This window comes from Methanofollis tationis, from assembly GCF_013377755.1.
Classification (GTDB): domain Archaea; phylum Halobacteriota; class Methanomicrobia; order Methanomicrobiales; family Methanofollaceae; genus Methanofollis; species Methanofollis tationis.
The window spans coordinates 1,563,619-1,585,404 of the sequence record NZ_JABXWR010000001.1 but is presented as its reverse complement, the minus strand read 5'-3'; the positions used below and the strand labels follow the sequence as shown (position 1 = coordinate 1,585,404).

Here is a 21,786-nt window from a genome sequence, read left to right as displayed (position 1 = left end):
CTGAACATCTCATTAGCCGACGGTAAGTCCCTGCATCACGGCGTCCTCAGACACCTCGATCGTCTGCCCGGTGCCGACGATCCGGTACGGCCCTGTTGCGGTCACGCCGTAGGGATTTCCGGACGTGGAGTACGGCACCACAAACACTCCGTTCACGCTCTCCTGCCGGTAGGTGAAGGTCCGGCCGGTGTTCGCTTTCAGGTCCACCTCGATCGTTCCCTCGCCGGCGATACGGGCGCCCTGGACATACTCGAAGACCTTGACGTATTTAATATCCGGCGTCACGGCATTGTAGACATTTCTGCTCGACTCGAAGACGAGCCTGAAGTGCTGGAGGGCCGAGACCTCTTCAGGCGGGAGGGTGAGGTTGTTGTCGGTGCCGAAGAGCCCGGCGCCTTTTCCGGCAGGTGCGTTCGCGTTGTAGGCATCGGCCTTTGCCTGCGCTTCAGACCCGTTCAGCATCATGGCGTTTGTGATCACCGGGGCGGAGAATCCCGAGACCCCTGCCTCGGTGTACTCCACGTAGACCACCTGCGAGGGCTCGGCCATCGAGCCGTCGAAGTTGTGGAGGCGCGAGACCATCGTGCGGTAGTAGGCCGGCGTGTTCAACTGCACCCGGTTATACGATCCCGACTCCTGGATCAGGTAGGTGTCGAGGTACCCCTTCTGCGCCACTGCTGGGTCGTACCAGGTCGCCATCGCCCAGAACTTCCCGGTGTCCATCTCGATGTCGGTGATCACGTAGCGCGTCCCGGTGTTCTCCATGATCTCTGCGGCGGCCGCTTCTTCCTGCTGCATGAAGAATGCCGCCGAGCCGTTCGGCCCGGTGACGCCGTGCTGGAAGGGGTTTGCGACCGGGATACGCTGGGCCAGGTAGGTGATGTAGTGGCCGTAGTCCCACCACGACATCACGCCGTAGGCGGTATCGGGGTATTCAAAGGTTTCTTTCTCGTAGATCCCGTAATAGTCGACGCCGGTGTCAGGCGTGTTCTCGGCCATCCATTCAAGGGCCTGGCGCCACTGCGGGTTCATCCCGCCGTATCCCGACGCTTCGGCGACGGCCATGCCGCTCTGGACCGACATGAGGACGAAGAGCAGGGAGACCACGGCCACGCCGGCGACCGCCAGCACGTTTCTGGCATCGCCTTTCCGGGCAGGGGCTTTCGCGGCGTCGGCCTTCTTCCTGCCCTTGGTCTCCGTTTTCTCTGGCGCAGGGGAGGAGGTGAGGGTCTGGACGTCCTTCCACCCGGCGCTGACCACGAACCCGGCAAAGATGCCGGAGAGCAGGGCGATGTTTACTGCCAGGTAATATTCGTACCTGACGTGCTGCCAGGTCGAGGCGAGCATGACGGCCGACCAGATGATCACGAAGAGGTGGTCTGGCCGGTCCTTTCTGAAGAGATCATAGATGAGGACGGCAAACCCGCCGATCATCAGGAGAAGCCCGACGTTAAAGGCCTGCCAGGCGCCGTCGAAGCTCCACCCCATCGCTTCCTGCACGGTCAGGACGACGGCCGACTGGCCGAAGAAGGAGAAGAAACTGCCGACCAGCACCCCGTAGAGCGCCGGGGCCGCTATCATCAGGGCGAGGGCGCCTACGATCCCGAGGCCGGCGAGCGAGAGGGGATAGACGTATTTCGGCCGCTCACGTGTCGCCCGTGCGATTGCAAAGAGCACCCAGGTTCCGAGGACGATCGCGAGGTACGCGACCACGTGCCCCATCGTGTACCTGGAGAGGCCGAACCCTGCCTCTTTGAAGCCGAAGACGAGCAGCCCGACGGTGGCGACAAGGAAGACGGCGGTGTTGATCACGGCGAGGTCGAGGCTCTCGCGCCCGTGCCAGGCGTCGAGCACGAACTGGAGGGCGGTGTAGACCGCCGCGATCATGGCGAAGAGGATCATCGTCGGCATCACGAAGAGGCCGAGGAGGTAGGCGACGCCGGCAAGTGCCCCGAGGACGAGCGGGCGCTTCAGGGTTCCGATTGAAGAGAGTTCGATCCGCTCTTCCCGCCCGGCCGAGAGAGCGACGATATAGGCGAGGGCGAAGAGGGTCGAGAAGAGCACTTCGGCGACATGGTGGTCGACGAACCCGAAGAGCGAGCGGTAGAGATACTGCCCCGAGATCACTGCCGTGAAGAGGGCGGCGAGGATGCCGGTCGTCGAGTCGGCAACCCTCCGGCCGATGAAGTAGACCAGCGGGACCATGGCGGCGCCCATCAGGGGCGGGACGAGCGATGCGACGAAGGCGATATCGAGGTGCGTCGTCGCCCCGGTCAGGAGGGCGAGGCCCGCGATGATCTGGGTGAAGAGCGGGCCCCAGTAGACGACGTCGCCGGTCGGGAAGAGGGTCATCGGGTCGTACCAGGCATAGGTCAGGCCGTTGGCGAGGAGGGACTCCACCTGCCTGAGGTTATACCAGGGGTCGTTGCCCAGGACGTCGGCCACCCCGGCCGCGGTGAGTCCGGCCATCGGGATCAGCCTGATCCAGAGGGCGAAGAGCGAGAGGAGGATGAGCGCTCCCGCAATCAAGATATTTCTTTGTTTTTCGTCGAAAGGCGGCATTGATACTCCGGTATCAGTGTTTCCCCGGAGGATGATTAATATATTTGGATAATTCCAGAGACGGAAAAAAAACGATTTTTGGTGGCTTTTCACTGGATGAGATCCTGGAGGACGGCCTCCATCTCGGCAGCCCTCCGTTTCCAGCTGAACCGCTCCGCGTCGACCGCAACCTCTCGTGGCTGCCTGACCGCCTCGCCGACGAGGGCGACGAACTCCTCGTCGTTCCGGTAGATCGAGAGATGGTCCCCGCCGATCGCCTCGACGTCGGGGATGGGCCGCGAGAGGATCGGCTTTTTGCAGGCCGAGTACTCGAAGAACTTGTTCGGGAGGGCGATGTTCGCCCACTGCGGCGGGGAGAGCGGTATGGTGCAGACGTCCATGGCGCTGATGTGGGCCGGGAGGTCCTGGTGCCGCACCGTCCCGGTGAAGACGACCTCGCCGGCGACGCCCGAGGCAGAGGCCAGGGCCCTGAGGTCGTCCAGGTAGCCGGTGAAGAGCGAGCCGCCGACGACCAGGAGCCTGACGTCGCCGAACTCCGACCGGATTTTCGGGAGGAGGCGGATCAGGTCGTCGACGGCGTACCACCGCTCGACCGATCCGGCGAACCCGATCACGAAACTCTCCTGCGGGATCCCGAGGCGACTGCGCATGGGGGCGCCGTCCATCGGGCGGAAGAGATCGGTGTTGACGCCGTTGGTGATCACGCCGGCCTCGTAGCCGTGGCGCCCGAGCTGCGCCGCGAGGGAGGGAGAGACGGTCGTGATCCGGTCGCTCCGGTCGAGGTTGTAGCGGGTGATCGCCCAGACGCCGTCGTGGATAAGGCGTTTCGCCAGGGGGTTATCGTAATACGCCGCCGCTGAGTCAGGGAACCAGTCCTTGAGGTCGAAGAGGACCGGGATTTTTGCCGAACGTGTCGCCCTGACGGCGGCGGTGCCGGCGAGGACGTTCGCCGCCACCACGACCTCGATCCCGTTCTCCCTGATGATCCGGCGCATCGCCGCCATATGATAGGGAGCGTTTGCGGTGTAGTGGAGGAAGGGGCTGGTGAAGGGGAAGAGGGTCGCCTCCTCGACGTGGAGGCGGGTGGGGCGCTCAGGGCCGCGGCTGACATGGAAGTGGGGTACATACACCTCGTGTCGCTCTGCCAGCTCCTCGAAGATATAGTGGTGGCGGGAGGGCACCGGGTGGTGGATGTAGTCCTGGGTGGATACCAGCAGTATTTTCATCAGGTTCAGAAGAAGCGTGGATCAGCAGAGGGGATGAGGGTTATTATCCTGTCCCCGGGTCCGATGGCGAGGGGTGCTCAGCCCCTCAGGGCGTGCCTGTTCATGTCGCCCCTGCCGATGCCGCGGTAGGCGAAGCCCGCCTCGATGAAGGTGTCGGGATCGACGATGTTCCGGCCGTCGACGATCGCCGGGTGATCGCAGCCAGAGAGCGCCTTCACATGGGCGGGGTCAAGCCCCCGGTAGTCCCGGTGCCCGGCGAAGAGGGCAACGGCGTCGGCACCGTCGAGCACCGCTGCAAGGTCGTGCGAGACCTCGAGGCCGGGGTAGCGCTCCACCCAGGGGTCGTGGACGGCGACTTCGGCCCCGGCGGCGAGGGCAGCGTCGCGGAAGGGCTCTGCCGGGGTGTTTCTCGCGTCGTCCGAGTCGTTGATGAATGCCCAGCCCAGGAGGGCGATCCGCGCCCCCTTCAGGCTTTTTCCTGCCTGGGCGAGGGCCGACGCTGTCAGGGTCAGCATATGCGCCGGCATGAAGTCGTTGATCTGCCGGGCGGTCACGTACAGCGAGGCGACCTCGCCGGGCCAGTCGAGTTCGCCGCCGAGCACCCGCACGCCCCGCTCCAGGTGATAGGTGTCCTTGGTGAGGCAGTGTCCACCCACGCCGGCGCCGGGCCAGAGGATCGCTCTGGTGATCCCCTCGCCTTTCAGGGAGTCGATCCCGGCCCGCACATCGTAGAAATTGATCCCTATCGCCTCGCAGTACAGGGCGAGCTGGTTGGCGGCGGCGATCTGGAGATCCCTGAACGTGTTCTCGGCGGTCTTCGTCACCTCAGCGGCGGTGGCCGTCATCGGGATCACCCTCCCGCTGGTGAGCACCGGGGAGTAGAGTTCGACCGCCCGCTTCGTGCTCACGTCGTCGATCCCACCGACGATCCGGTCGTGCTCGCGGATATTGCGGAGCAATCTCCCGACCATCACCCGCTCGGGGGCGTGCGCCAGGGCGAAGTCCTCGCCGGCAATAAGCCCGGACTCTTCCTCCAGGATCTCGCGGGCCATGCCGGTCGTTGTGCCGGGGGTGATCGTCGATTCGAGGACGACGAGCGTCCCCGGCGTCAGGTGCCGGCCCACGTTCCTGATCCCCTCGACCAGAGGCGTGAAGTCAGGGATCAGGTCTTTTGGATCTTTAAACGGCGTCTGGATTGCAAGGGTGACGGCGTCGCACTCGGCGACTTTTGAAAAATCGGCGGTGCAGGAGAATTTTCCGGTCGAGACGACCTGTTGCAGGAGGTCTTCGAGCCCCGGTTCCTCGCCCTTCAGGGGCGACTCGCCCTGGTTGAGCGCGGCGATCTTGTAGCCTGAAGAGGGCGAGTCCCGCTGGAAGCCAAAGACGCGCTCAAACGCCGGGGCGTCGGCGAAGAGCGCCGCTGCCGGGATGCCTACATAGCCCATGCCGACGACGCCGACCGTCCGGATCGGCCCCTTTTCTTCGAGAATGGATGACAGTCTGGTGCTCATGGTAACCCCCGGTATGTGCGGAAGTGTGTTTCGCGCAGGGAGCAGAAGAAGTCAGCGGTGGGGGGCGAGCCCCCGCCCGATCCGCTCGCAGACCCGCAGGTTTTCCAGGCCCTGTGCTGGCGTCACCGGGAACGGCCGCCCCTCTCTGGCACACCGCACGAAGGTCTGGAGTTCGGTCTTCAGGGGCTCGACCTTGTTCACGAGCAGTTTCTCGATGATGTTCTCCTGACGGTACTGCCCGTCCACCAGCCCGTAGGCGCCGGGTTTGCGGTAGACGTAGACCTCCTGGGTCATGTAGTCCGCCTCGATCGTCGCCTCCTCCTGTTCGATGTAGATCGATCGCACCTTCTTCGAGGCCTTCCGGCTTGCCGAGAGGTAGACGGGCGTCGTCCCGAAGGTTATCAGGGCCGCCGCCACGTCCTCGGTCCCGGCGCTTGCCAGGGTGCAGGGGCCTGAGAAGAGGGCGTTGAAGACGACGTCGATGTCGTGGATCATCAGGTCTTCGACGACCGAGGACCCGCTCACCCGCGCCGAGGCCGGGTTGTGCCGGGCGATATGGACATACAGGGGTGCGGAGACGAGCCTCCTCACCTCGTCCACGATCGGGTTGAAGCGCTCGATGTGCCCGACGCCGACGGTGAGACCGTCCGGGATCTCCGCAAGGAGCCGCGCCCCCTCCTCGGCCGAAAGGCAGATCGGCTTCTCGATTAAGGTGTGGACGCCGGCTCCGATGCACTGCCGTGCGGTCGCAAAATGGTACGGCGTCGGGACGCAGACCGAGACCGTCTCGGCCTTCCTGAGGAACTCCTCCATCGAGGCGCAGACCTCGGCCCCGTTCAGGGCGGCAACGGCCTCTGCGGCCGCATGGTCGAGGTCGTAGACGTAGGTCGTCCCGACCTCTTTCAACTCGGTGTAGATCCTGACGTGGTTGCGCCCCATCGCCCCGGTGCCGATGACGCCCGCGTCCATCAGGTCACCTCGTTGATCGCATCGGCGATTGCTGTCCGCTCTTCATCGGTGACGCCGGGATGAACCGGGATCGAAAAGACCGAGGCGGCGAGACGCTCGGCAACCGGGCAGCAGGCGGGCCGGCCGGCATAGACCGGCTGCCGGTGGATCGGCACCGGGTAATGGACCGCCGTCCCGATCCCCCGCTCCCCGAGGGCGGCCATCAGCCGGTCCCGCCCGTCATCGGTCCGCAGGACGTACTGGTGGTAGACGTGCACGGCACCCGGCGCCGTTGTCGGTAAGGCGATCCCCGGCGCCCTGATACGGTCCGAATAGAAGGCGGCGTTCTCCTGCCGGCGCCGGTTGAATCCCTCCAGCCGTTCCAGCTGCACGAGCCCGACGGCGGCGGCGATGTCGGTCATCCGGTAGTTATAGCCGAGTTCGGTGTGAAGATATTTCGCAGACTGGCCGTGGTTGATGATCCGGCGCAGGCGGGCGTCGAACTCGTCAGACGCCGTCGTCACCATCCCGCCCTCGCCGGTGGTCATGTTCTTGGTCGCATAGAAGGAGAAGCAGCCGAAGTCGCCGAACGATCCGGCCCGCTTCCCGTCGAGCGCCGCCCCGTGCGCCTGCGCGGCGTCCTCCACGAAGAGGAGGCACCGGTCGGCGCAGAGGTCGGCGATCGCCGGGGCGTCGCAGACCTGACCGAAGAGGTGGACGGCGATCACCGCTTTCGTCTTCCCGGTGACGAGCGCTTCTGCCGAAACCGGGTCGATGGTGAAACGCTCCGGGTCCACGTCGGCAAAAACCGGGACGGCGCCGCACATCGAGACCGCCGTCGCTGTTGCGATGAACGAAAAGGACGGGACGATCACCTCGTCGCCGGGCCCGACGCCACCGGCGAGGAGCGCCGCATGCAGGGCGGCGGTACCGTTGTTCACGGCGACAGCGTGCGATGCGCCGCAGAAAGCGGCGAAACGCTCCTCAAACGCCGCCGTTTTTGGACCTGAGGCGATCATGCCCGAGGCGAGCACCTCCCGCACTGCATCCGCTTCCTCTGCCCCGAGCAGGGGGCGCGCCACCGGAACCTTCATCCTATTCACGCATCCGCTCAGGGAGGTCGACAAAGCGTGCCGGCGACCCGATCGCCATCGTCCGAGCCGGGACGTCATGGGTGACGACGGCGCCCGCGGCCACGAGCGCCCCCTCGCCGATGGTGATGCCGGGCAGGATCACGGCCCCGGCGCCGATCGAGACGCCGTCCCTGACGACCGGACCCTGCAGGGGCGGCTTTCCGTGCGGCGGGTAGCGGTCGTTTGTCAAGACGGCGTTGGGGCCGATGAAGACATGGTCGCCAAGAAAGGTGTTCGTCGGGATATAGACCATGCTCTGGAGCGAGACGTTGCTCCCGATGACGCAGTCACCCTCGATCACCGCCGAGGTGCCGATGGCCACATGATCGCCGATCTTTGTCCGCTCGCGGATCATCACGTTATGCCCGCTCGAAAAATCATCTCCTATCTCGACGTCGCAGTAGATGATCGTCCCTGTCCTGAGGACGGCGTTTTTGCCGATGACGGTGCCTGCAAACTCCTTCTGCCCGATCCGCTCCCTCGATGGAAAACCGAGGGTCACCGGCTCGAATATTCGTGCGCCCTCACCGATGGTGTTTCTGCCATATTCTGTCATTCGACGGTCACACTCTTTGCCAGATTTCTTGGTTTGTCGATATCCCTCTCCAACGCCTTTGCTGTCTGGTAGGCCAGGAGCTGCAGAATCACCGAGACCGTGAGCGCCTGGACCATCTGGTGGTCCTCAGGGACCGGGATAAAGACATCCACGATGCTCTCGACCTCGGTGTCCCCTTCCACCCCGATCCCGATGACCGGGGCGCCCCGCGCCTTCATCTCCTTGACATTGGAGAGCATCACCCCGTAGGTGCGGCCCGGCGTGCAGATGGCTACGACCGGCGTTTCCGGGGAGAGGAGGGCGAAGGGTCCGTGCTTGAGTTCCCCGGCCGCATAACCTTCGGCGTGGATATAGGAGATCTCCTTCATCTTCAGGGCGCCCTCGAGCGCCACCGGGTAGAAGACCCCGCGGCCCACGTAGAACATCTCGGTGGCACCGAGAAGCAGGGAGACCGCCGCCCCCATTTCCTGGGGGAGCACCCGCTCGATCGAGCGGTGGGCATGGCCCAGGACGTCGGTGAACTTTCCGTCCGCCATCACGTTTACCATGCCCATGAAGACAGCAAGCTGGCCGGTAAAGGATTTCGTGGCAGCAACACTGATCTCGGGACCGGCGCACATGAATACGGTCCAGTCGGCACTCCGGCTGACCGTGCTCCCGAGCACGTTCGTCACCGCCAGGGTCGAGCAATTGCGGGCCTTCGCCTTCTCGATGGCGGTGAGGGTGTCGGCCGTCTCTCCCGATTGGGTGACGGCGATCACCATGTCGCGGAGGGGCGGGGTGTAGTACTTGAACTCGGAGGCGAACTCCACCGAGACCCGCTTTGAGGTGTACTCCTGTGCGAGGTAGCGGAAGACGAGGGCAGCATGATAGGACGTCCCGCAGGCCACCACCGTGATCTCGGCCGGGATCCTGAGCATGGGGAGGCGACCGTCTGTCTCCAGCGCCTTCATCGTGTTGTAGAAGACCTCGGGCTGCTCGTAGATCTCCTTGAGCATATAGTGCTCGAACCCGCCCTTCTTTGCGTCGTCCACGCTCCAATCGATGTGGGTGATCGAGCGCTCTACCCGGACGCCGTCGTGGTAGACGTCGATCCTGGACGCCGTGAGGGCGGCCACATCCCCGTCTTCCAGGTACACCGCCCGCTGGGTGTGCTCCAGGAGGGGCGTGACGTCTGAAGCGCAGAGCACCTCGCCGTCACCGATCCCGAGAACGAGCGGGCTGCTCTTCCGGGCGGCGACGATCCTCTGGTCGTTCTTTGCGATGACCAGGATCGCATACGAGCCCTCCAGGTGGCGGACCGCCGCGGTGACGGCGGCGAGCAGGTCGCCGCTGAAATATTCCTCGACCAGATGGGCGATCACCTCGGTATCGGTCTCGCTTTTGAAGCGGTGCCCTTTCTCGATGAGTTTCCTCTTGAGCACCGCGTAGTTCTCGATGATCCCGTTATGGACGACGGCGATCATACCCGTGCAGTCGGTGTGGGGATGGGCGTTGCAGTCGTTGGGCACGCCGTGAGTCGCCCAGCGGGTGTGGCCGATCCCGATGGTGCCGACGAGAGCGCTGAGGTCGGCCCCGCTCTCTGAGATTTTTCCGCTCTTTTTAATGATATTGATATCTCCGTTCTCGGTTGCGACGCCGAACGAATCATAGCCCCGGTATTCAAGACGTTTCAATCCCTCGATGACGAGGGGTGCGGCCTCTTTCCAGCCGATATATCCCACTATTCCGCACACAGTGTATCCCCCAACGTAAACGAACCCTCTTGATCCTCATCCATTATATAATCCTTGTCCCGTCGGACACCTCGCCGTAGACCGTTTTTCCGTCTTCGATATGAACATTGTTCCCGACGATGCAGTTTTTGAAGACGCAGAACGGGGCGGACCGCACGTTGTCCCCGATGATCGCCCCGAACTTCGCCCGGATCAACTCTCCTTCGATTGAGAAGATCGTCCTCTGCGGTGAGGTCGTCGCATGGTCGCCTACCTGCGTCCCGGTGCCGACGACGGCGTCGGTGATCCGGGCATGGGAGCCGATGCAGGCGTCGGCGAGGATCAGGGAGTGGCCGATCAGGGTGAAAGGCTCGATCCTGACCCGATCGCCGATGCTCGTCTCGGGCAGGACGACGCAGTTCGGGCCGATCTCGCAGTCCTCGCCGATGATGACCGGGCCGAGAATAGTGCTGTTCGGGCCGATTGTCGTCCCCCGGCCGATGGAGACCTGCCCTTTGATCACGACCGAAGAGCTGATCCGTCCGGCCCGCTCCTGCCGCACGCCCTGCAGGAGCGCTGCGTTCAGCCTCAGGAGGTCCCAGGGGTAGATGGCGTCCTGCCAGTCCTCGGCCGGGACTGCCTTTAAGTTCGTGCCGGCGACGATCATCGCATTGATCGCGTTGGGGATCTCGGTTTCGTCGCCGAGGAAGTCCAGAAACGCCGGACCGAGCGAGAAGATTCCGGTAGATACGGTGAAGCCGGGCGCCTCGCTGGGCTTCTCGATCACCTGCTGGACCGAGCCGTCCCTGATCATCAGCACCCCGAAGTTCGAGGGGTGGGGGTGGTCCCAGGTCAGGACGGCATTTCTCTCCTTCATGATCCGGGCGATCGAGGCCGTGTCGATGTAGTTGTCGCCTGGGAGGAGGAGGAAGTCGCCGGTGATCAGGTGTGCCGCGCATTTGAGGGCGTGGGCGGTGCCGAGCTGCCGCTCCTGCACGACGACCTTCACCGGGATCTCCAGGCCGTTGAGGTGCCTGATCACCTGCTCTTTTTTGTAGCCGACGACGACGATGATCTCCCTGATCCCGTTCTTTTCGAGCGCCCGAACGATGTACTCCAGGATCGGCCGGTTCGCCACCGGCACCATCGCCTTGGGCATGGCATGGGTGAGGGGGCGCAGACGCCTGCCCTCCCCTGCTGCAAGAATAACTGCCTGCATGGTTTTCATTCACCTACCTGATCACGGTCCGGTCTTTGAGGGTGCCCTCGACCAGGCTGTGCGGCCCGATGAGGGAGTAACTCCCGATGACGCTGCCGACGTTCACCGAGCAGTTGATCCCGAAGAGGACGTGGTCGCCGATGATCGCCCCGAACTTCCTCCGGCCGGTGGACCTGCCGTTGATCGAGACGGTTCCGTGGTCGTGCCTGAGGTTTGCGACTTTGGTGCCGGCACCGAAGTTGCACTGGCTCCCGATGATCGAGTCACCGATATAGTTGAAGTGCGGGATCTTTGTCCCGGCGAAGACGATCGAGTTTTTCACCTCGACGGCGTGGCCGATATGGCAACCGTCGCCGATTGCCGTCGAACCCCTGATATAGGCGTGGGGGCCGATCGTGCACCCCTCGCCGACGATGCAGTCGCCCTCGATGTAGGTTCCAGACTTGACCACCGAGTTTTTGCCCAGGACCAGTTTGCCGTGGACGACGACCCCGTCCTCGACCGTCCCCTCGCAGGCGGGCTTCATCCGTGCGAGCAGGGCGGCGCTGGCGCCCAGGAGGTCCCAGGGGGCCCCGACGTCCATCCAGGTGGAGAGGCGGTAGGCGGAGAGGTTTCCTTCGGCGATATAGTCGGCCAGGGCATCGGTGAGCTCGTATTCTCCCCGGCCTGAGAGAGGCACGCCCTCCAGCCGTTTGTAGATCTCGGGGTCGAAGAGGTAGACGCCGGCGTTGATCATCCGGCTTTTTGGCTGGCGTGATTTCTCCTCGAGCCCGGTAATCTGGTCTCCGTCGATCGTCACGACGCCGTAGTCCTGCGGGTGGTCGCTCTCGTAGACGCCCATGCACGGGGCTTCTCTCGTGCAGAGGTCGGCGAGATCGGCCGCATCGACGATCATGTCTCCGTTGAGCATCAGGAACCGGTCGGTGACCAGTCCTTTTGTCGCTCGCAGGGCGTCGGCCGTCCCGAGCTGGCGGCGCTGGACGACGTAGCGGATCGTGACGCCGAGGCGGCTGCCGTCGCCGAACCACTCCCTCACCTCACGCTCGCCGTAGCCGACGACCAGGGTGATCGAGGTGATCCCGGCCTCGGTGACTGCCCTGACCAGGTGCTCGAGCATCGGGCGGTTGGCAAGGGGGAGCATCACCTTCGGGCGCTCGGCGGTGAGGGGGCGCATCCGCGTTCCCTCGCCCGCCGCAAGGATGACGCACTCCATCATGCGGCCCTCCTGAGGCGCTCTTTGCCCGCGTCCATCATCCGTTTTGCAGCGGCGGCATCCCTGCCTTCGGCGGTGAACCTGATCTTCGGCTCGGTCCCGCTCGCCCTGATCAGGCACCAGCCCTCCTCGTCCTCGATCCTGATGCCGTCTGTTGCTACGGCGGCGCCCATGGCGGCCATCACCTTGCGGGCGTTCTCGATCCTGACCGAGTCCCTGAGGATCGGATAGGCAGGCATCGCCGCCACCCGTTCGGCGATATCCCACTCGCCGGCGATCTCGCAGAGGAGGGCGGCGGCGTAGATGCCGTCAGGGCAGAGGGAGTTTTTCGGAAAGATCCATGCGCCCGACGGCTCGCCGCCAAAGTCGCCCCATTTCAGGAGTTCTTCTGAGACGAAGGTGTCGCCCACCGGCGTCCGGTGCACCTCGGCCACCTCCTCGATCGCCATCGAGGCGTCCGAGGTGGTGACGACGCGTTTGGCTCCGAGGTACTCGGCAAAGAGCATGAGGAGGTGATCGCCACCGATGTACCGGCCCTTGCCGTCGAAGGCCATCATCCGGTCGGCGTCGCCGTCGTGGACGATCCCACATGCGGCCTTGCGTTTTTGCACCATCGCGGGCATGTACGGGAGGTTCTTCTCGAGGGGTTCAGAAGGGCGGACGAACCGGCCCGAGGGGTTTGCATTGAGGCAGAGGGCCTGAACGCCCGCATCGGCAAGAAGCGCCGGCGTGATCGCGCTCCCGGCGCCGTTTCCGCAGTCGACAACGACGGAGAGCCCTTCCGGGAGGTCGAGGGCGTTCAGGATCGCATTCTTATGGATCGAGACGGCGTCGATGGCGTGGATATGCCCCTGCTCCCGCCAGCCCGCCCCGTGTTCTTTCCCGATCTCCTCCTCCATCCGCTGCTGCTGGGCGGAGGTGAAGGACGAACCGTCCGGGTTGAGGATTTTGATCCCGTTGTACTCCTCCGGGTTGTGGGAGGCGGTGATCATCACGCCGAAGGTATGGGCCCGCGCGGCGCAGGCGACGGTCGGCGTGGGTGCGATCCCGCAGGTATATACGTCCGAACCAGCCGAGAGGATGCCCGCGGTGACGGCGTCGGCAAGCAGCGGCCCGGTCGTCCGGGCGTCCATGCCGACGACCGCCGAACCGCCGGCTTTCGCGGCTGCTGCCCCCACCTGCACGGCGAGGTCTGCAAATCCGCCGGAATATTCTCTTCTGATCCCTGAAGAGCCGAAAAGCATGCGCGGTAATGTGCCTTCACAGGATATCAGTTTTGGGAATCTTGCGCGCAGAGGGGTCAGTGCCCGTACGGGCACCAGTGCTCGATCCCGAGGAGGGTGGCGACACCGGCGGTGGATGGGCCCAGACAGATCACCCGTTTTTTGCCGAGGGCTCCCTCGACGACGGCAAGGCCCTCGTTCGAGATGAGTCCTGGCCCGACGACCAGGAGGACGTCGGCGTCGGCGGGGTCGTCGGTGATGGTGATCCCGGTCAGGGGCCCCCGCATATCGCCTGCCGCGTAGACTCGCGCCCCTGCAAGCGCCTGTGCCAGCCCGCTCAGGCAGGCGGCGTGCCGGGATTCCTCGCAGGGGTTCACCCTCCGGTTGATGCAGAAGAAGGCGGTGACTGCGTTGACGATAGCGCAGGCGGCCGTCCGCTCCACCGGGCTGTTGAGGGGCGCACCGAACATGAACGATACCTTCGTGCAGGCCTGTATCGGGTCCGGAGTGACCACATGGCCGCGCCGGTCGCCGAAGCAGGCCTCCACGCAGACGCCGCGGGGGTACTGGCAGACGGCAAGTTTCGGGTTTTTCGTCAGGGAGACGCTCCCCTCGTCGCAGCCTGAATTCTTCACTGTTTCTTCGAGATGTGCCACTGCTGATGCGATAAGATTCATCTTCACCTCATACGAATGGGCGGTCTGAGAGGATCACCCGTGCCGGCGACCCGTCCAGCCCTTTCAGGCGGAGTGGGAGCGCCGCCATATAATACTCTCCTTCAGGCACGGCCGATAGGTCGAGGAGTTCGATCACCGCGATTCCCCTGTCGAGAAGGGTGCGGTGCACGGTGCCGTCGCCGTCATAGGCCTCGATCGACGGGGAATCGATGCCGATGCACCTGACCCCTTCCTGTACGAGAAGGGCGGTGGCATCCGGGGTCAGGTGCGGATACGCCGGATCGAATGCTGTTCTACCGGAAAACCAGGTCTTGAGGAGGAGCCGTTCGGCACCTTCAATTCTTCCCTGGAGGTCGGACGCCTGGATCGCCGTCGCCGTTCCCAGGTCGAGGAGACGGCACCGGCCGATAAGCCGTCCGGGATCGATTTTGTCGATGGTCCGCCCGTCCTTCAGGTAATGCGAAGGAGCGTCGATGTGGGTGCCGGTGTGGGTCGAGAGGGAGAGGAGGCTTATGAGGTAGGCGCCGTGATCCTCGGTGCTGATCGCCGGTTTCGGGTCTCCTCCGGGGAATATGAGGATCTCTTCGGAGAGTTCTCGCGTGACGTCGTAATACATTTCTTACCCCTCCCATCCATAGGTGCCGATGAGGGGGACAAAGGCCACCCCTCCCCACGAACGCACCACGAAGTCCCCGCCCCTGCGGGTGTAGCAGACGAGGTCCTGCAGGTGGCGGGAGCCGACCGGGGCGACGAGCCTGCCGCCGTCGGCGACCTGGTCGAAGAGCGGTTCCGGGACTGAGGGTGCGGCGGCGGTGACGATGATCCCGTCGTACGGGGCGTGCTCGGGGAGGCCGAGCGTCCCGTCGCCGACGACCACATGGATGTTTGCCGTCCCGACCGCCTCCAGGTTCCGTTCCGCCTGCGCCGCCACCGAGGCGATCCGCTCCACGCTCCAGACCTCGCGGACGATCCGCCCGAGCACGGCCGCCTGATACCCGCTCCCGGTCCCGATTTCAAGGATCCGGTCGCCCGGTTCCGGGGAGAGGAGTTCGGTCATCACCGCCACGATATAGGGCTGCGATATCGTCTGCTCCTCCCCGATCGGGAGGGGGTGGTCCCCGTAGGCGGCAGATCTGAGGTCTTCGGGGACAAAAAGGTGGCGTGGAACCTCCCGCATGGCGGCAAGAACCCTCTCGTTCGAGACGCCCCTTGCCCTGATCTGATGCTCGACCATCAGACGGCGTGCCTGCGCGAAGTCCTGCTCCATCTGTTTTAGAAACCAGCGTCTGCGGCGTCGATCGCCGCGTCGATCTGCTGCTGCAGCATCGGCGGCAGCCCCTCGATCTTCACGTCTAAAAAGCCGCGGATGATCGTCGCCGTCGCCGTCTCCTCGTCGAGGCCGCGGGCCATCAGGTACTCAATCTCGTCGCGGGCGATCTTGCCGACCGCTGCCTCGTGCGAGAGTTCGGTCCCGGTCACTCTGCCCTCGATCTCCGGGATCGCATGGATTGTCCCGTCCTTGAGGATCATCCCCTTGCACTCGATATGCCCCTTCGTCTCCTCGGTCTCACCCAGGATATGGCCCCGTGAGATGATCGTCCCGCCCTTCGTGATGGCGCGGGTGATCAGTTCGGCGCTGCTCCCCTTCCCCCGCAGAATCGCCCTGGAGCCCAGGTCGAAGTGAGAGTCTGGCTGTGCGACCACGATGGACGAGAAGCGTCCGACGGCGTTTTTGCCGAGCGTCGCCTGCGGGTACATCTGGATCCGGGAGACCGGCTGCATGCAGACATAGTTGGAGATGAAGACGCCGTTCTCCTCTACGATGGCGGCGCTTCGCGGGTAGACTGAGATGTGCGGGTTCCAGTTGTGGATCATCGTCGAGGTGATCCTGGCGTTTTTGCCGACGTAAAACTCGGTCACGCCGAGATGCGAGCCGCTTTTCGCCCCGGCGGCGCTGGCGCACCCGGAGATCACGTGAAGTTCGGCGCCCTCCTCGGCGATCATGATGTTGTGCACTGTCTGCACCGGCCCGCCTGCAAGGTAAAGGCCGGCCTGCACCGGATAGACGGTGCGGGCGCCCTTGTGGGCGATGACCACGACGCCTGCCGGGCGCTCCTGTTTTGCGACGAACTCAGTGTACTTGTCCTTGTCCTTCTTGACGGCGTTCCAGTAGCGTTCGGCCATCCAGTCATACTTCTGCAGGGCGTCTGCGAGGGAGAGCACCTCCACGCCCTCGGCCGAGCAGGTGGTCTGGAGGATCTTCTGGTCCATCTGGAAGAAACTTCCGCAGCGGTTCTCGAGCCCGATCTCCAGCCCGGTCTGGGTGAGCCGCTCCTTCTCGGCGTCCGGAAGGCGGGCGATTTCATTCATATCTGCTGGCATGCAAGGCACTCCCTGTATCCTCTCTCTTTGATCACTTTCAGTATCTCGCGGGGGTTGCCGTGGCACCGGATCGTCCCGTCGATCATGACATGGCCGAAGTCGGCGTCGAGATAATCGAGGATATAGCCGGTGTGGGTGATGATCAGCCCGCTCTTCTGCCGGTTTACGATGTGCTGGTCTTTCTGGAGGAGGTGTGCGATCGAGGTGCCCATCAGGGAGATGTTCTCCAGGTCCACCCCGCTCTCGGGCTCGTCAAGCATGATGAAGTCGGGCCGCTGGATCATCAACTGCAGCACCTCGCTCCGCTTGATCTCGCCGCCTGAAAATCCCTTGTTGATATCCCGTTCGAGAAAACGCTCCATGTCCATGGACCGCGCGTAGGTCGGGATATCTCCGGTCTTTCCTCCTGCCACCGCCGTGAGGAGTTTCTCGAGTTTGAGGCCTGATATGGTGGGGGGGCGCTGGAAGAGCATTCCTATCCCCATCTGCGCCCGTTCTTGGATGGGCATGTGGGTGATATCCTTTCCATTGTAGACGATCCGTCCGCCGATGACCTCGTAGTTGCCAAAGCCCATGATGGTCATCAACAGGGTGCTCTTCCCCGAGCCGTTCGGCCCCATGAGGACGTGCGTCTCCCCGTCATTGATCTGAAGATCGATCTCGTGGAGGACTTCCCGGTCCCCGACCCTGACCTTCAGCTTCTCGATTTTGAGCATGGATACCTCTCCAGAGTATTTCTGATAATGCAGATAAACAGTTATCGGCAGAAGATACACTTTCACCCCGCGCCCGGCCCGGGATAATATACCCTTCACCCCCCGGTATGATCATGGACGATACGACCTTCTCGGCACTCGCCGAGCGTGCCCGGGCCTACCCGGTTGTTCTGCGCAAAAGCCAGATGTCGAAGATCACCCTCCGTGCACGGGAGACAGCGGCGTGCAGGGGGAGAGAGGCCCCGGTCCTGCCCTGCCGGGTCTGCACCCGGTTTATGGATATGAACGCACGCGAAACCGGAGAAGATACGGCGAGGGTTCAGGACTTCGCCTCTCTCGCGTGAACGAGAGGTGAACCGGAATATCCTGCCTGTTTGCGATGGGGCCGACCTGGTTCACACAGCCGGAGAACTGGAGAGGAGCCACGCGAAGGTGCCTTTTCGGTCGTAGCGGTGGCCGGCGATATAGTTGTAGGTTTCGACGGCCCGGTCGTATCTCCGGGAATCTGCCGCATACTCCGCAACGGCCTGGTTGTAGGTTTCCACTCTGTTGTTGTAGCCCTGTATCCGTGCGGTGAAACCTGCGATATCTCCTGCCAGGAGCAGTTTCTCAATGGTCTCTTTCTCGCTGGCGATGCTGGCCCCGGTCTTTTTCAGGTCGGCCTGACGCTCGCTGAGGTTCAGGGCGAAGGTGTCGATGACGGCGCGTGCCGCCCCTGACTGCTCCATGATATATGCCGTCTCAGCTCTGGCCGTGTAGTCCACGGTACCGTTGCCCACCCTGATCACCTGGGGGTCTCCGGTGAGGCGCGCGCCGTTTGCCAGGTTATCCGGGACGACCCCGACGAAGTTGTAATCGGTCGTCTCGATGAAGGCGTAGCCGGTCGAGCCGTACGTGCCGGTGTCCGTAGCAACGCCGACGCCCATATGGGAGTTCTCAATGAAGTTGAGGAGGGCGACATCGTAGCCGGCCCTGGAGAGGAGGGCGGCGAGGAGGAGACTCTTGTCGTCGCAGTCGCCGGTCCGCTCGGCCACGGTCTCCACCGGGAACTTCGGCGGAGCGCCGCCGGGGTGGTCCTCGTACGGGATGGACTGGACAAATGCCGTGATCATCTCCAGGTACCGGTCGGAGTCAAGACCGTTTTCGTCCCTGATCCCGGAAAAAGCACTGAGAAGACCAGTATAGAGTGCCTCCTGGTGCGGGTCGTCGATGAACGCGAGATAATATGCCGGGATCCACTCGTCGTCAGGGATCTCCCGGTAGAGTATGGCGCTCTTCGATCCGTCCCGCGCCCCCGTGTAGACGGCGGCGTCCACCGGCATCCTGAGCCGGTAACGGGCGTCTTCAAAGGGAAAGATGAATTCAGCCTGATCTGTTCCCAGGACGTTCGATGCCGGTGTGATGGAGGGGTAAATGACGATGGGGCGAAGCATCGTTACGATCCCGGAAGCAACCAGAACGCCGGTGCACAGCAGCGTTATCACTATAATTGTCGTCCATATCGGCCTGTTCATCACGTACTGTCTCCCCCGTCTCCTGTTTTCTCAGGCGAGACTCATGGGTGCCATTATATAAATGTTTCTCTGATCGCTTCGGGGAGGTCGGCGATCGAGGGGAGGAGGAGGTCCGGCCTGATCAGGGAAGCCTCGAATACCTCCTGCCTGAATTTTCCGGTCCTGACCAGCGCCGTCCTCATGCCTGCGGCCTGTGCTCCGCCGACATCGGTTCTGAGATCGTCGCCGACCATGAGGGCGCTGGATGGTTGTATGCCCATGTCCTCGAGGGCAAGCCTGAAAAATTCAGGCGACGGTTTGCCGACGACCACGGCTTCGCGCTCAGAGGCGTATTCGAGTGCCGCCACAAACGGCCCTGCGGAGAGCATCATCCCGTCCGCACCCATCCAGTAGCGGTCCTTTTCGAGGGCGACGATCCCGGCCCCTTCGAGGGCCATCCTGAAGGCCCGGTTCATCGCCTCGTAGGTGAAGCCGTCGCCTGCGTCCCCGACCACGACCGCTTCGGCCCCCTCTTCGACGAGAGCGATCCCCGCGGCGATGAAGTCGTCCCTGACATCGCCGCGGGTGAGGAGGAAGGTCTTTTTTCCCTGCAGGTGCCTGATCGCCGCACGCGGCGGGTTGAAGATCAGGGAGTCGTCGATATCATAGTCCAGCGCCCTGAGGCGTGCGGCGATGGAGCGGCGGGAACGGCTGGTGGTGTTGGATACGCACCTGAAGGGTACGCCCTCCTCCTCCAGCCATGCCACCGTCTCTCTCCCCCCGTCGATCGCCCTGCCGCCTGCATACAGCACCCCGTCGATATCGAGAAGGACGCCCCTGATCTGCCCGGCCTCTGCCATACCAGATCTTCTGGTGCGGATGAGGTTTTTGGTCTTGCGCCTCACCGTATTTTATATATTTGGTCTGATATATTCCTCCGGCACCGCGGCCTCTGTTCCGGGGTGCCGGAGAGGTGGAACAGATGACTAAAATAGAGCAGATACCTGCCGAGCTGAGGTGGAACATTGCGACGCGGGCGGCGACGGCGATGCCGTTCGCCTATCATCGTGCGGTCATGGAGCGGTACGGCGAGGGCTTTGAAGAGTCGATCGTGGCGATCTGGCGGGAGGCCGGAAAGGGGCAGGGTGCGCTCGCCCGCGGTTTCGCCATGCCGTTGAAGAATGCGGCGGACGTGGCGGAGGCGTACAGCACCATCTCGACCCTCCTGCTCGGCCCTGAACTGCAGGGCGAGGTGAAGGTGGCGAAAGACCGGGACTGCGCCGATATTGTCGTGACCTCCTGTCCCATGTGCTCCCGTGCATCTGAGATGGGGATGGACCCGCGCGCCTGCTGTGCCGACTGCAGGGCGTATGGTGAGTCTGCGGTTGAGAGCCTGAACCCATCCTACGGGATTGCGCACCGGAGCGGGATCTGCGTCGGCGATGCCGAGTGCAGGATGAGGATCGAGCCGAAAGCCTGAATGCCCGTGGTTCGATCCCATCTTTTTTAGTATCTGTGGGCGAGAGTGGTGGTGATGGCAAAGGATCTGATCGAGGAGATCCCGCCGATGGCGAGGTGGCGGTTTGCGGCGCGTCTGGCCGCCCTCATTCCGGCGCTCTACTCCTGCGCCCTGCGCGGTGAAGGAACCGGGGCGGTCGAAGAGCGGGAGCAAATGATCTGGTACGCGATCGGCCGCGAGGTGAAGGAGATCGTCGATACCTTCGGCATTTCGACCGATAACGCGGAGGAGATCGCCGGGGCGCTGAGGGTCGGCGCCGTGGTGCTCTTCGGCCCGGAGTTCAGGGTCACTGTCCTCCCGGCGTCAGGAGAAGCGGCGACGGTGGTGATGAAAGGATGCCCGTTTACCGGGACGCTGCGTGATGTCGCATGCGATCTCTCCGCGGGCGCTTCATGGTGCATGCCGTTTGCCATCTCGGCTGTCGAGCACCTGAACGGGGCGTTCACCCTCAGGTTCGTGCGGGCGCGGTGCATGGGCGATGCTCAGTGCGAGATGGTCATCCGAAAGAGGGGGGAGGGGGAATAACCCTCTCTTTATCGGGCGTGAGGATATGGCTGCAGAGGATGCCGTCGTCGCCGTCGATCTCGGGGCGACCAACCTGAGGGCGGCACTGGTCACGCGGGAGGGTCTGGCCGGGGACAGCGTCGTCGCCGACACCCCGCGGCAGGGACGCTCTGGCATGGCCGTGACTGACGCCGTCGCCTCGGCTGTTGACCAGGTGCTCGAAGGCAGCGCTGCCCGGGCGATCGGGGTCGCCTCGGCCGGCCCGATCGATGCTGCGGCGGGCACGGTCGTCCGCTCGCCGAACATGGCCTTTGATGAAGTCCCGCTCGTCGGCCCGCTCACCGACCGCTTCGGCCTCCCTGTCAGTCTGATCAACGATTGCCGGGCCGGCGCCCTGGGGGAGCGCTGGCGCGGGGCCGGGACGCGTGTGGATAATCTGGTCTATATCACCTTTTCCACCGGGATCGGCGGGGGTGCGGTCGTCGACGGCCGCCTGCTCCTCGGGAGGGGTGGGAACGCCGGTGAGGTCGGCCACCTCCATGTGGATTGTGCATACGCTCTCCCGTGCGGCTGCGGGCATACCGGCCACTGGGAGGGCTATGCCTCCGGGACCGGGATGCCGGGGTTCTTTGCGGCGTGGTCTGCCCGGTGGGGTGAGCGACCCACCTTCGACGCCTCCACGAGCCGCGGGATTCTGGAGGCGGCGGTGGCGGGCGACCGGGTCGCCCTCGCCTTCATGGACGTCCTGGGCGAGGTGAACGGCCGGGCGGTTTCAGACCTGATCGTCGCCTACGATCCAGAAATGATCGTTATCGACGGCCCGATCGCACAGGCCCACGGTGGCCTGATCCTGCGGCACATGCTCCCGCATATCGACCGCTACCTTCCCCTCCCTGCGATCTGCGTCAGCCCCCTCGGCGGGCGGGCGCCGCTCTTTGGAGCGGCGGCATACGCCTTCGGAGCAGGGGGGATCAGCTCTCGCGGTCCTCCTCACCGAAGATGAAGAGATCTTCGATCCGGGCCCCGAGTTCCTGTGCGACCCGCCATGCGAGTTTGAGGGATGGGTTGTACTTCCCCTTCTCCAGGAAGACGACGGTCTCCCGGCGCACCCCGACGCGTGCAGCGAGTTCCTCCTGCGTGATCCCGATTTTTGCGCGGTATTCCCTGATCTTTGTCTGCATACGGCACC

The 21,786-nt window shown here is 63.8% G+C and carries 22 protein-coding genes; 4 read left to right on the top strand and 18 right to left on the bottom strand.

What is annotated here, in order from left to right; all coding sequences use genetic code 11:
• Positions 1-12 precede the first annotated feature (12 nt).
• The 15 genes from HWN36_RS08255 to HWN36_RS08185 form a co-directional block, all read right to left on the bottom strand.
• A complete protein-coding gene (locus tag HWN36_RS08255) occupies positions 13-2,529 on the bottom strand; it encodes an oligosaccharyl transferase, archaeosortase A system-associated (protein ID WP_246269879.1) in 2,517 nt (838 codons plus the stop codon).
• Positions 2,530-2,651: 122 nt separating this feature from the next.
• A complete protein-coding gene (locus HWN36_RS08250) occupies positions 2,652-3,788 on the bottom strand; it encodes a glycosyltransferase (RefSeq protein WP_176788908.1) in 1,137 nt (378 codons plus the stop codon).
• Between the two features lie 77 nt (positions 3,789-3,865).
• Positions 3,866-5,299 carry a nucleotide sugar dehydrogenase gene (locus HWN36_RS08245; RefSeq protein ID WP_176788907.1) on the bottom strand — a complete coding sequence of 478 codons (1,434 nt, stop codon included), beginning with the start codon at positions 5,297-5,299 and terminating at the stop codon, positions 3,866-3,868.
• A gap of 51 nt (positions 5,300-5,350) precedes the next feature.
• Positions 5,351-6,268 carry a Gfo/Idh/MocA family protein gene (locus HWN36_RS08240; protein ID WP_176788906.1) on the bottom strand — a complete coding sequence of 306 codons (918 nt, stop codon included), beginning with the start codon at positions 6,266-6,268 and terminating at the stop codon, positions 5,351-5,353.
• The gene (locus HWN36_RS08235) at positions 6,268-7,341 is read right to left on the bottom strand and encodes a DegT/DnrJ/EryC1/StrS family aminotransferase (RefSeq protein WP_176789606.1); all 1,074 of its coding nucleotides are present in this window, start codon (positions 7,339-7,341) and stop codon (positions 6,268-6,270) included. The genes HWN36_RS08240 and HWN36_RS08235 overlap by 1 nt, the downstream gene beginning before the upstream one ends.
• A 1-nt stretch (position 7,342) precedes the next feature.
• A complete protein-coding gene (locus HWN36_RS08230) occupies positions 7,343-7,936 on the bottom strand; it encodes an acyltransferase (protein ID WP_176788905.1) in 594 nt (197 codons plus the stop codon).
• Entirely contained in the window at positions 7,933-9,672 is a 1,740-nt protein-coding gene (glmS, locus tag HWN36_RS08225; RefSeq protein ID WP_176788904.1) for a glutamine--fructose-6-phosphate transaminase (isomerizing), read from the bottom strand. The genes HWN36_RS08230 and glmS overlap by 4 nt, the downstream gene beginning before the upstream one ends.
• Before the next feature lie 43 nt (positions 9,673-9,715).
• On the bottom strand, positions 9,716-10,870 hold the full coding sequence (gene glmU, locus HWN36_RS08220; RefSeq protein WP_176788903.1) for a bifunctional sugar-1-phosphate nucleotidylyltransferase/acetyltransferase: 1,155 nt from the start codon (positions 10,868-10,870) through the stop codon (positions 9,716-9,718).
• A gap of 13 nt (positions 10,871-10,883) precedes the next feature.
• Positions 10,884-12,083, bottom strand: coding sequence for a bifunctional sugar-1-phosphate nucleotidylyltransferase/acetyltransferase (glmU, locus tag HWN36_RS08215; RefSeq protein ID WP_176788902.1), 1,200 nt, complete (start codon positions 12,081-12,083; stop codon positions 10,884-10,886).
• Positions 12,083-13,327 (bottom strand): phosphopentomutase/phosphoglucosamine mutase, encoded by a 1,245-nt coding sequence (locus tag HWN36_RS08210; RefSeq protein WP_176788901.1) that lies wholly within the window; start codon positions 13,325-13,327, stop codon positions 12,083-12,085. The genes glmU (HWN36_RS08215) and HWN36_RS08210 overlap by 1 nt, the downstream gene beginning before the upstream one ends.
• Before the next feature lie 56 nt (positions 13,328-13,383).
• Positions 13,384-13,983 carry a hypothetical protein gene (locus tag HWN36_RS08205; protein ID WP_176788900.1) on the bottom strand — a complete coding sequence of 200 codons (600 nt, stop codon included), beginning with the start codon at positions 13,981-13,983 and terminating at the stop codon, positions 13,384-13,386.
• A gap of 7 nt (positions 13,984-13,990) precedes the next feature.
• Positions 13,991-14,599 carry a cyclase family protein gene (locus HWN36_RS08200; RefSeq protein ID WP_176788899.1) on the bottom strand — a complete coding sequence of 203 codons (609 nt, stop codon included), beginning with the start codon at positions 14,597-14,599 and terminating at the stop codon, positions 13,991-13,993.
• Positions 14,600-14,602: 3 nt separating this feature from the next.
• Positions 14,603-15,250 (bottom strand): protein-L-isoaspartate(D-aspartate) O-methyltransferase, encoded by a 648-nt coding sequence (locus tag HWN36_RS08195; protein ID WP_176788898.1) that lies wholly within the window; start codon positions 15,248-15,250, stop codon positions 14,603-14,605.
• A 5-nt stretch (positions 15,251-15,255) separates the two neighbouring features.
• Positions 15,256-16,365, bottom strand: coding sequence for a SufD family Fe-S cluster assembly protein (locus tag HWN36_RS08190; RefSeq protein ID WP_176788897.1), 1,110 nt, complete (start codon positions 16,363-16,365; stop codon positions 15,256-15,258).
• Entirely contained in the window at positions 16,350-17,081 is a 732-nt protein-coding gene (locus tag HWN36_RS08185; RefSeq protein ID WP_176788896.1) for an ABC transporter ATP-binding protein, read from the bottom strand. The genes HWN36_RS08190 and HWN36_RS08185 overlap by 16 nt, the downstream gene beginning before the upstream one ends.
• Positions 17,082-17,194: 113 nt before the next feature.
• Here HWN36_RS08185 and HWN36_RS08180 point away from each other — a divergent pair, with 113 nt between their 5' ends.
• Entirely contained in the window at positions 17,195-17,425 is a 231-nt protein-coding gene (locus HWN36_RS08180) for a hypothetical protein (RefSeq protein WP_176788895.1), read from the top strand.
• Between the two features lie 51 nt (positions 17,426-17,476).
• Here HWN36_RS08180 and HWN36_RS08175 read toward each other — a convergent pair whose 3' ends face one another.
• On the bottom strand, positions 17,477-18,565 hold the full coding sequence (locus tag HWN36_RS08175) for a hypothetical protein (protein ID WP_176788894.1): 1,089 nt from the start codon (positions 18,563-18,565) through the stop codon (positions 17,477-17,479).
• Positions 18,566-18,648: 83 nt separating this feature from the next.
• Complete coding sequence (locus HWN36_RS08170; RefSeq protein ID WP_343044956.1) at positions 18,649-19,479, bottom strand: TIGR01458 family HAD-type hydrolase; 831 nt, start codon at positions 19,477-19,479, stop codon at positions 18,649-18,651.
• Positions 19,480-19,556: 77 nt separating this feature from the next.
• On the opposite strand from HWN36_RS08170, the gene HWN36_RS08165 reads away from it, so the two are divergent.
• Genes HWN36_RS08165 through HWN36_RS08155 form a run of 3 tightly spaced genes read left to right on the top strand, consistent with a single transcriptional unit; the run spans position 19,557 to position 21,600 of the window.
• A complete protein-coding gene (locus HWN36_RS08165; RefSeq protein WP_176788893.1) occupies positions 19,557-20,054 on the top strand; it encodes a hypothetical protein in 498 nt (165 codons plus the stop codon).
• Between the two features lie 54 nt (positions 20,055-20,108).
• The gene (locus HWN36_RS08160) at positions 20,109-20,618 is read left to right on the top strand and encodes a hypothetical protein (protein ID WP_176788892.1); all 510 of its coding nucleotides are present in this window, start codon (positions 20,109-20,111) and stop codon (positions 20,616-20,618) included.
• 25 nt (positions 20,619-20,643) lie between these two features.
• Entirely contained in the window at positions 20,644-21,600 is a 957-nt protein-coding gene (locus HWN36_RS08155) for an ROK family protein (protein WP_176788891.1), read from the top strand.
• Here the strand turns inward: HWN36_RS08155 and HWN36_RS08150 are convergent.
• Complete coding sequence (locus HWN36_RS08150; protein WP_176788890.1) at positions 21,569-21,778, bottom strand: helix-turn-helix transcriptional regulator; 210 nt, start codon at positions 21,776-21,778, stop codon at positions 21,569-21,571. The genes HWN36_RS08155 and HWN36_RS08150 overlap by 32 nt on opposite strands.
• Between the last annotated feature and the right edge of the window lie 8 nt (positions 21,779-21,786).

Bases quoted from the DNA above. Each gene is read 5' to 3' on its own strand.
- HWN36_RS08250 (WP_176788908.1), bottom strand. From the start codon at position 3,788: ATGAAAATACTGCTGGTATCCACCCAGGACTACATCCACCACCCGGTG.
- HWN36_RS08245 (WP_176788907.1), bottom strand. From the start codon at position 5,299: ATGAGCACCAGACTGTCATCCATTCTCGAAGAAAAGGGGCCGATCCGG.
- HWN36_RS08240 (WP_176788906.1), bottom strand. From the start codon at position 6,268: ATGGACGCGGGCGTCATCGGCACCGGGGCGATGGGGCGCAACCACGTC.
- HWN36_RS08235 (WP_176789606.1), bottom strand. From the start codon at position 7,341: ATGAAGGTTCCGGTGGCGCGCCCCCTGCTCGGGGCAGAGGAAGCGGAT.
- HWN36_RS08230 (WP_176788905.1), bottom strand. From the start codon at position 7,936: ATGACAGAATATGGCAGAAACACCATCGGTGAGGGCGCACGAATATTC.
- glmU (WP_176788903.1), bottom strand. From the start codon at position 10,870: ATGCAGGCAGTTATTCTTGCAGCAGGGGAGGGCAGGCGTCTGCGCCCC.
- glmU (WP_176788902.1), bottom strand. From the start codon at position 12,083: ATGGAGTGCGTCATCCTTGCGGCGGGCGAGGGAACGCGGATGCGCCCC.
- HWN36_RS08210 (WP_176788901.1), bottom strand. From the start codon at position 13,327: ATGCTTTTCGGCTCTTCAGGGATCAGAAGAGAATATTCCGGCGGATTT.
- HWN36_RS08205 (WP_176788900.1), bottom strand. From the start codon at position 13,983: ATGAATCTTATCGCATCAGCAGTGGCACATCTCGAAGAAACAGTGAAG.
- HWN36_RS08200 (WP_176788899.1), bottom strand. From the start codon at position 14,599: ATGTATTACGACGTCACGCGAGAACTCTCCGAAGAGATCCTCATATTC.
- HWN36_RS08195 (WP_176788898.1), bottom strand. From the start codon at position 15,250: ATGGAGCAGGACTTCGCGCAGGCACGCCGTCTGATGGTCGAGCATCAG.
- HWN36_RS08190 (WP_176788897.1), bottom strand. From the start codon at position 16,365: ATGCCAGCAGATATGAATGAAATCGCCCGCCTTCCGGACGCCGAGAAG.
- HWN36_RS08185 (WP_176788896.1), bottom strand. From the start codon at position 17,081: ATGCTCAAAATCGAGAAGCTGAAGGTCAGGGTCGGGGACCGGGAAGTC.
- HWN36_RS08180 (WP_176788895.1), top strand. From the start codon at position 17,195: ATGGACGATACGACCTTCTCGGCACTCGCCGAGCGTGCCCGGGCCTAC.
- HWN36_RS08165 (WP_176788893.1), top strand. From the start codon at position 19,557: ATGACTAAAATAGAGCAGATACCTGCCGAGCTGAGGTGGAACATTGCG.
- HWN36_RS08160 (WP_176788892.1), top strand. From the start codon at position 20,109: ATGGCAAAGGATCTGATCGAGGAGATCCCGCCGATGGCGAGGTGGCGG.
- HWN36_RS08155 (WP_176788891.1), top strand. From the start codon at position 20,644: ATGGCTGCAGAGGATGCCGTCGTCGCCGTCGATCTCGGGGCGACCAAC.
- HWN36_RS08150 (WP_176788890.1), bottom strand. From the start codon at position 21,778: ATGCAGACAAAGATCAGGGAATACCGCGCAAAAATCGGGATCACGCAG.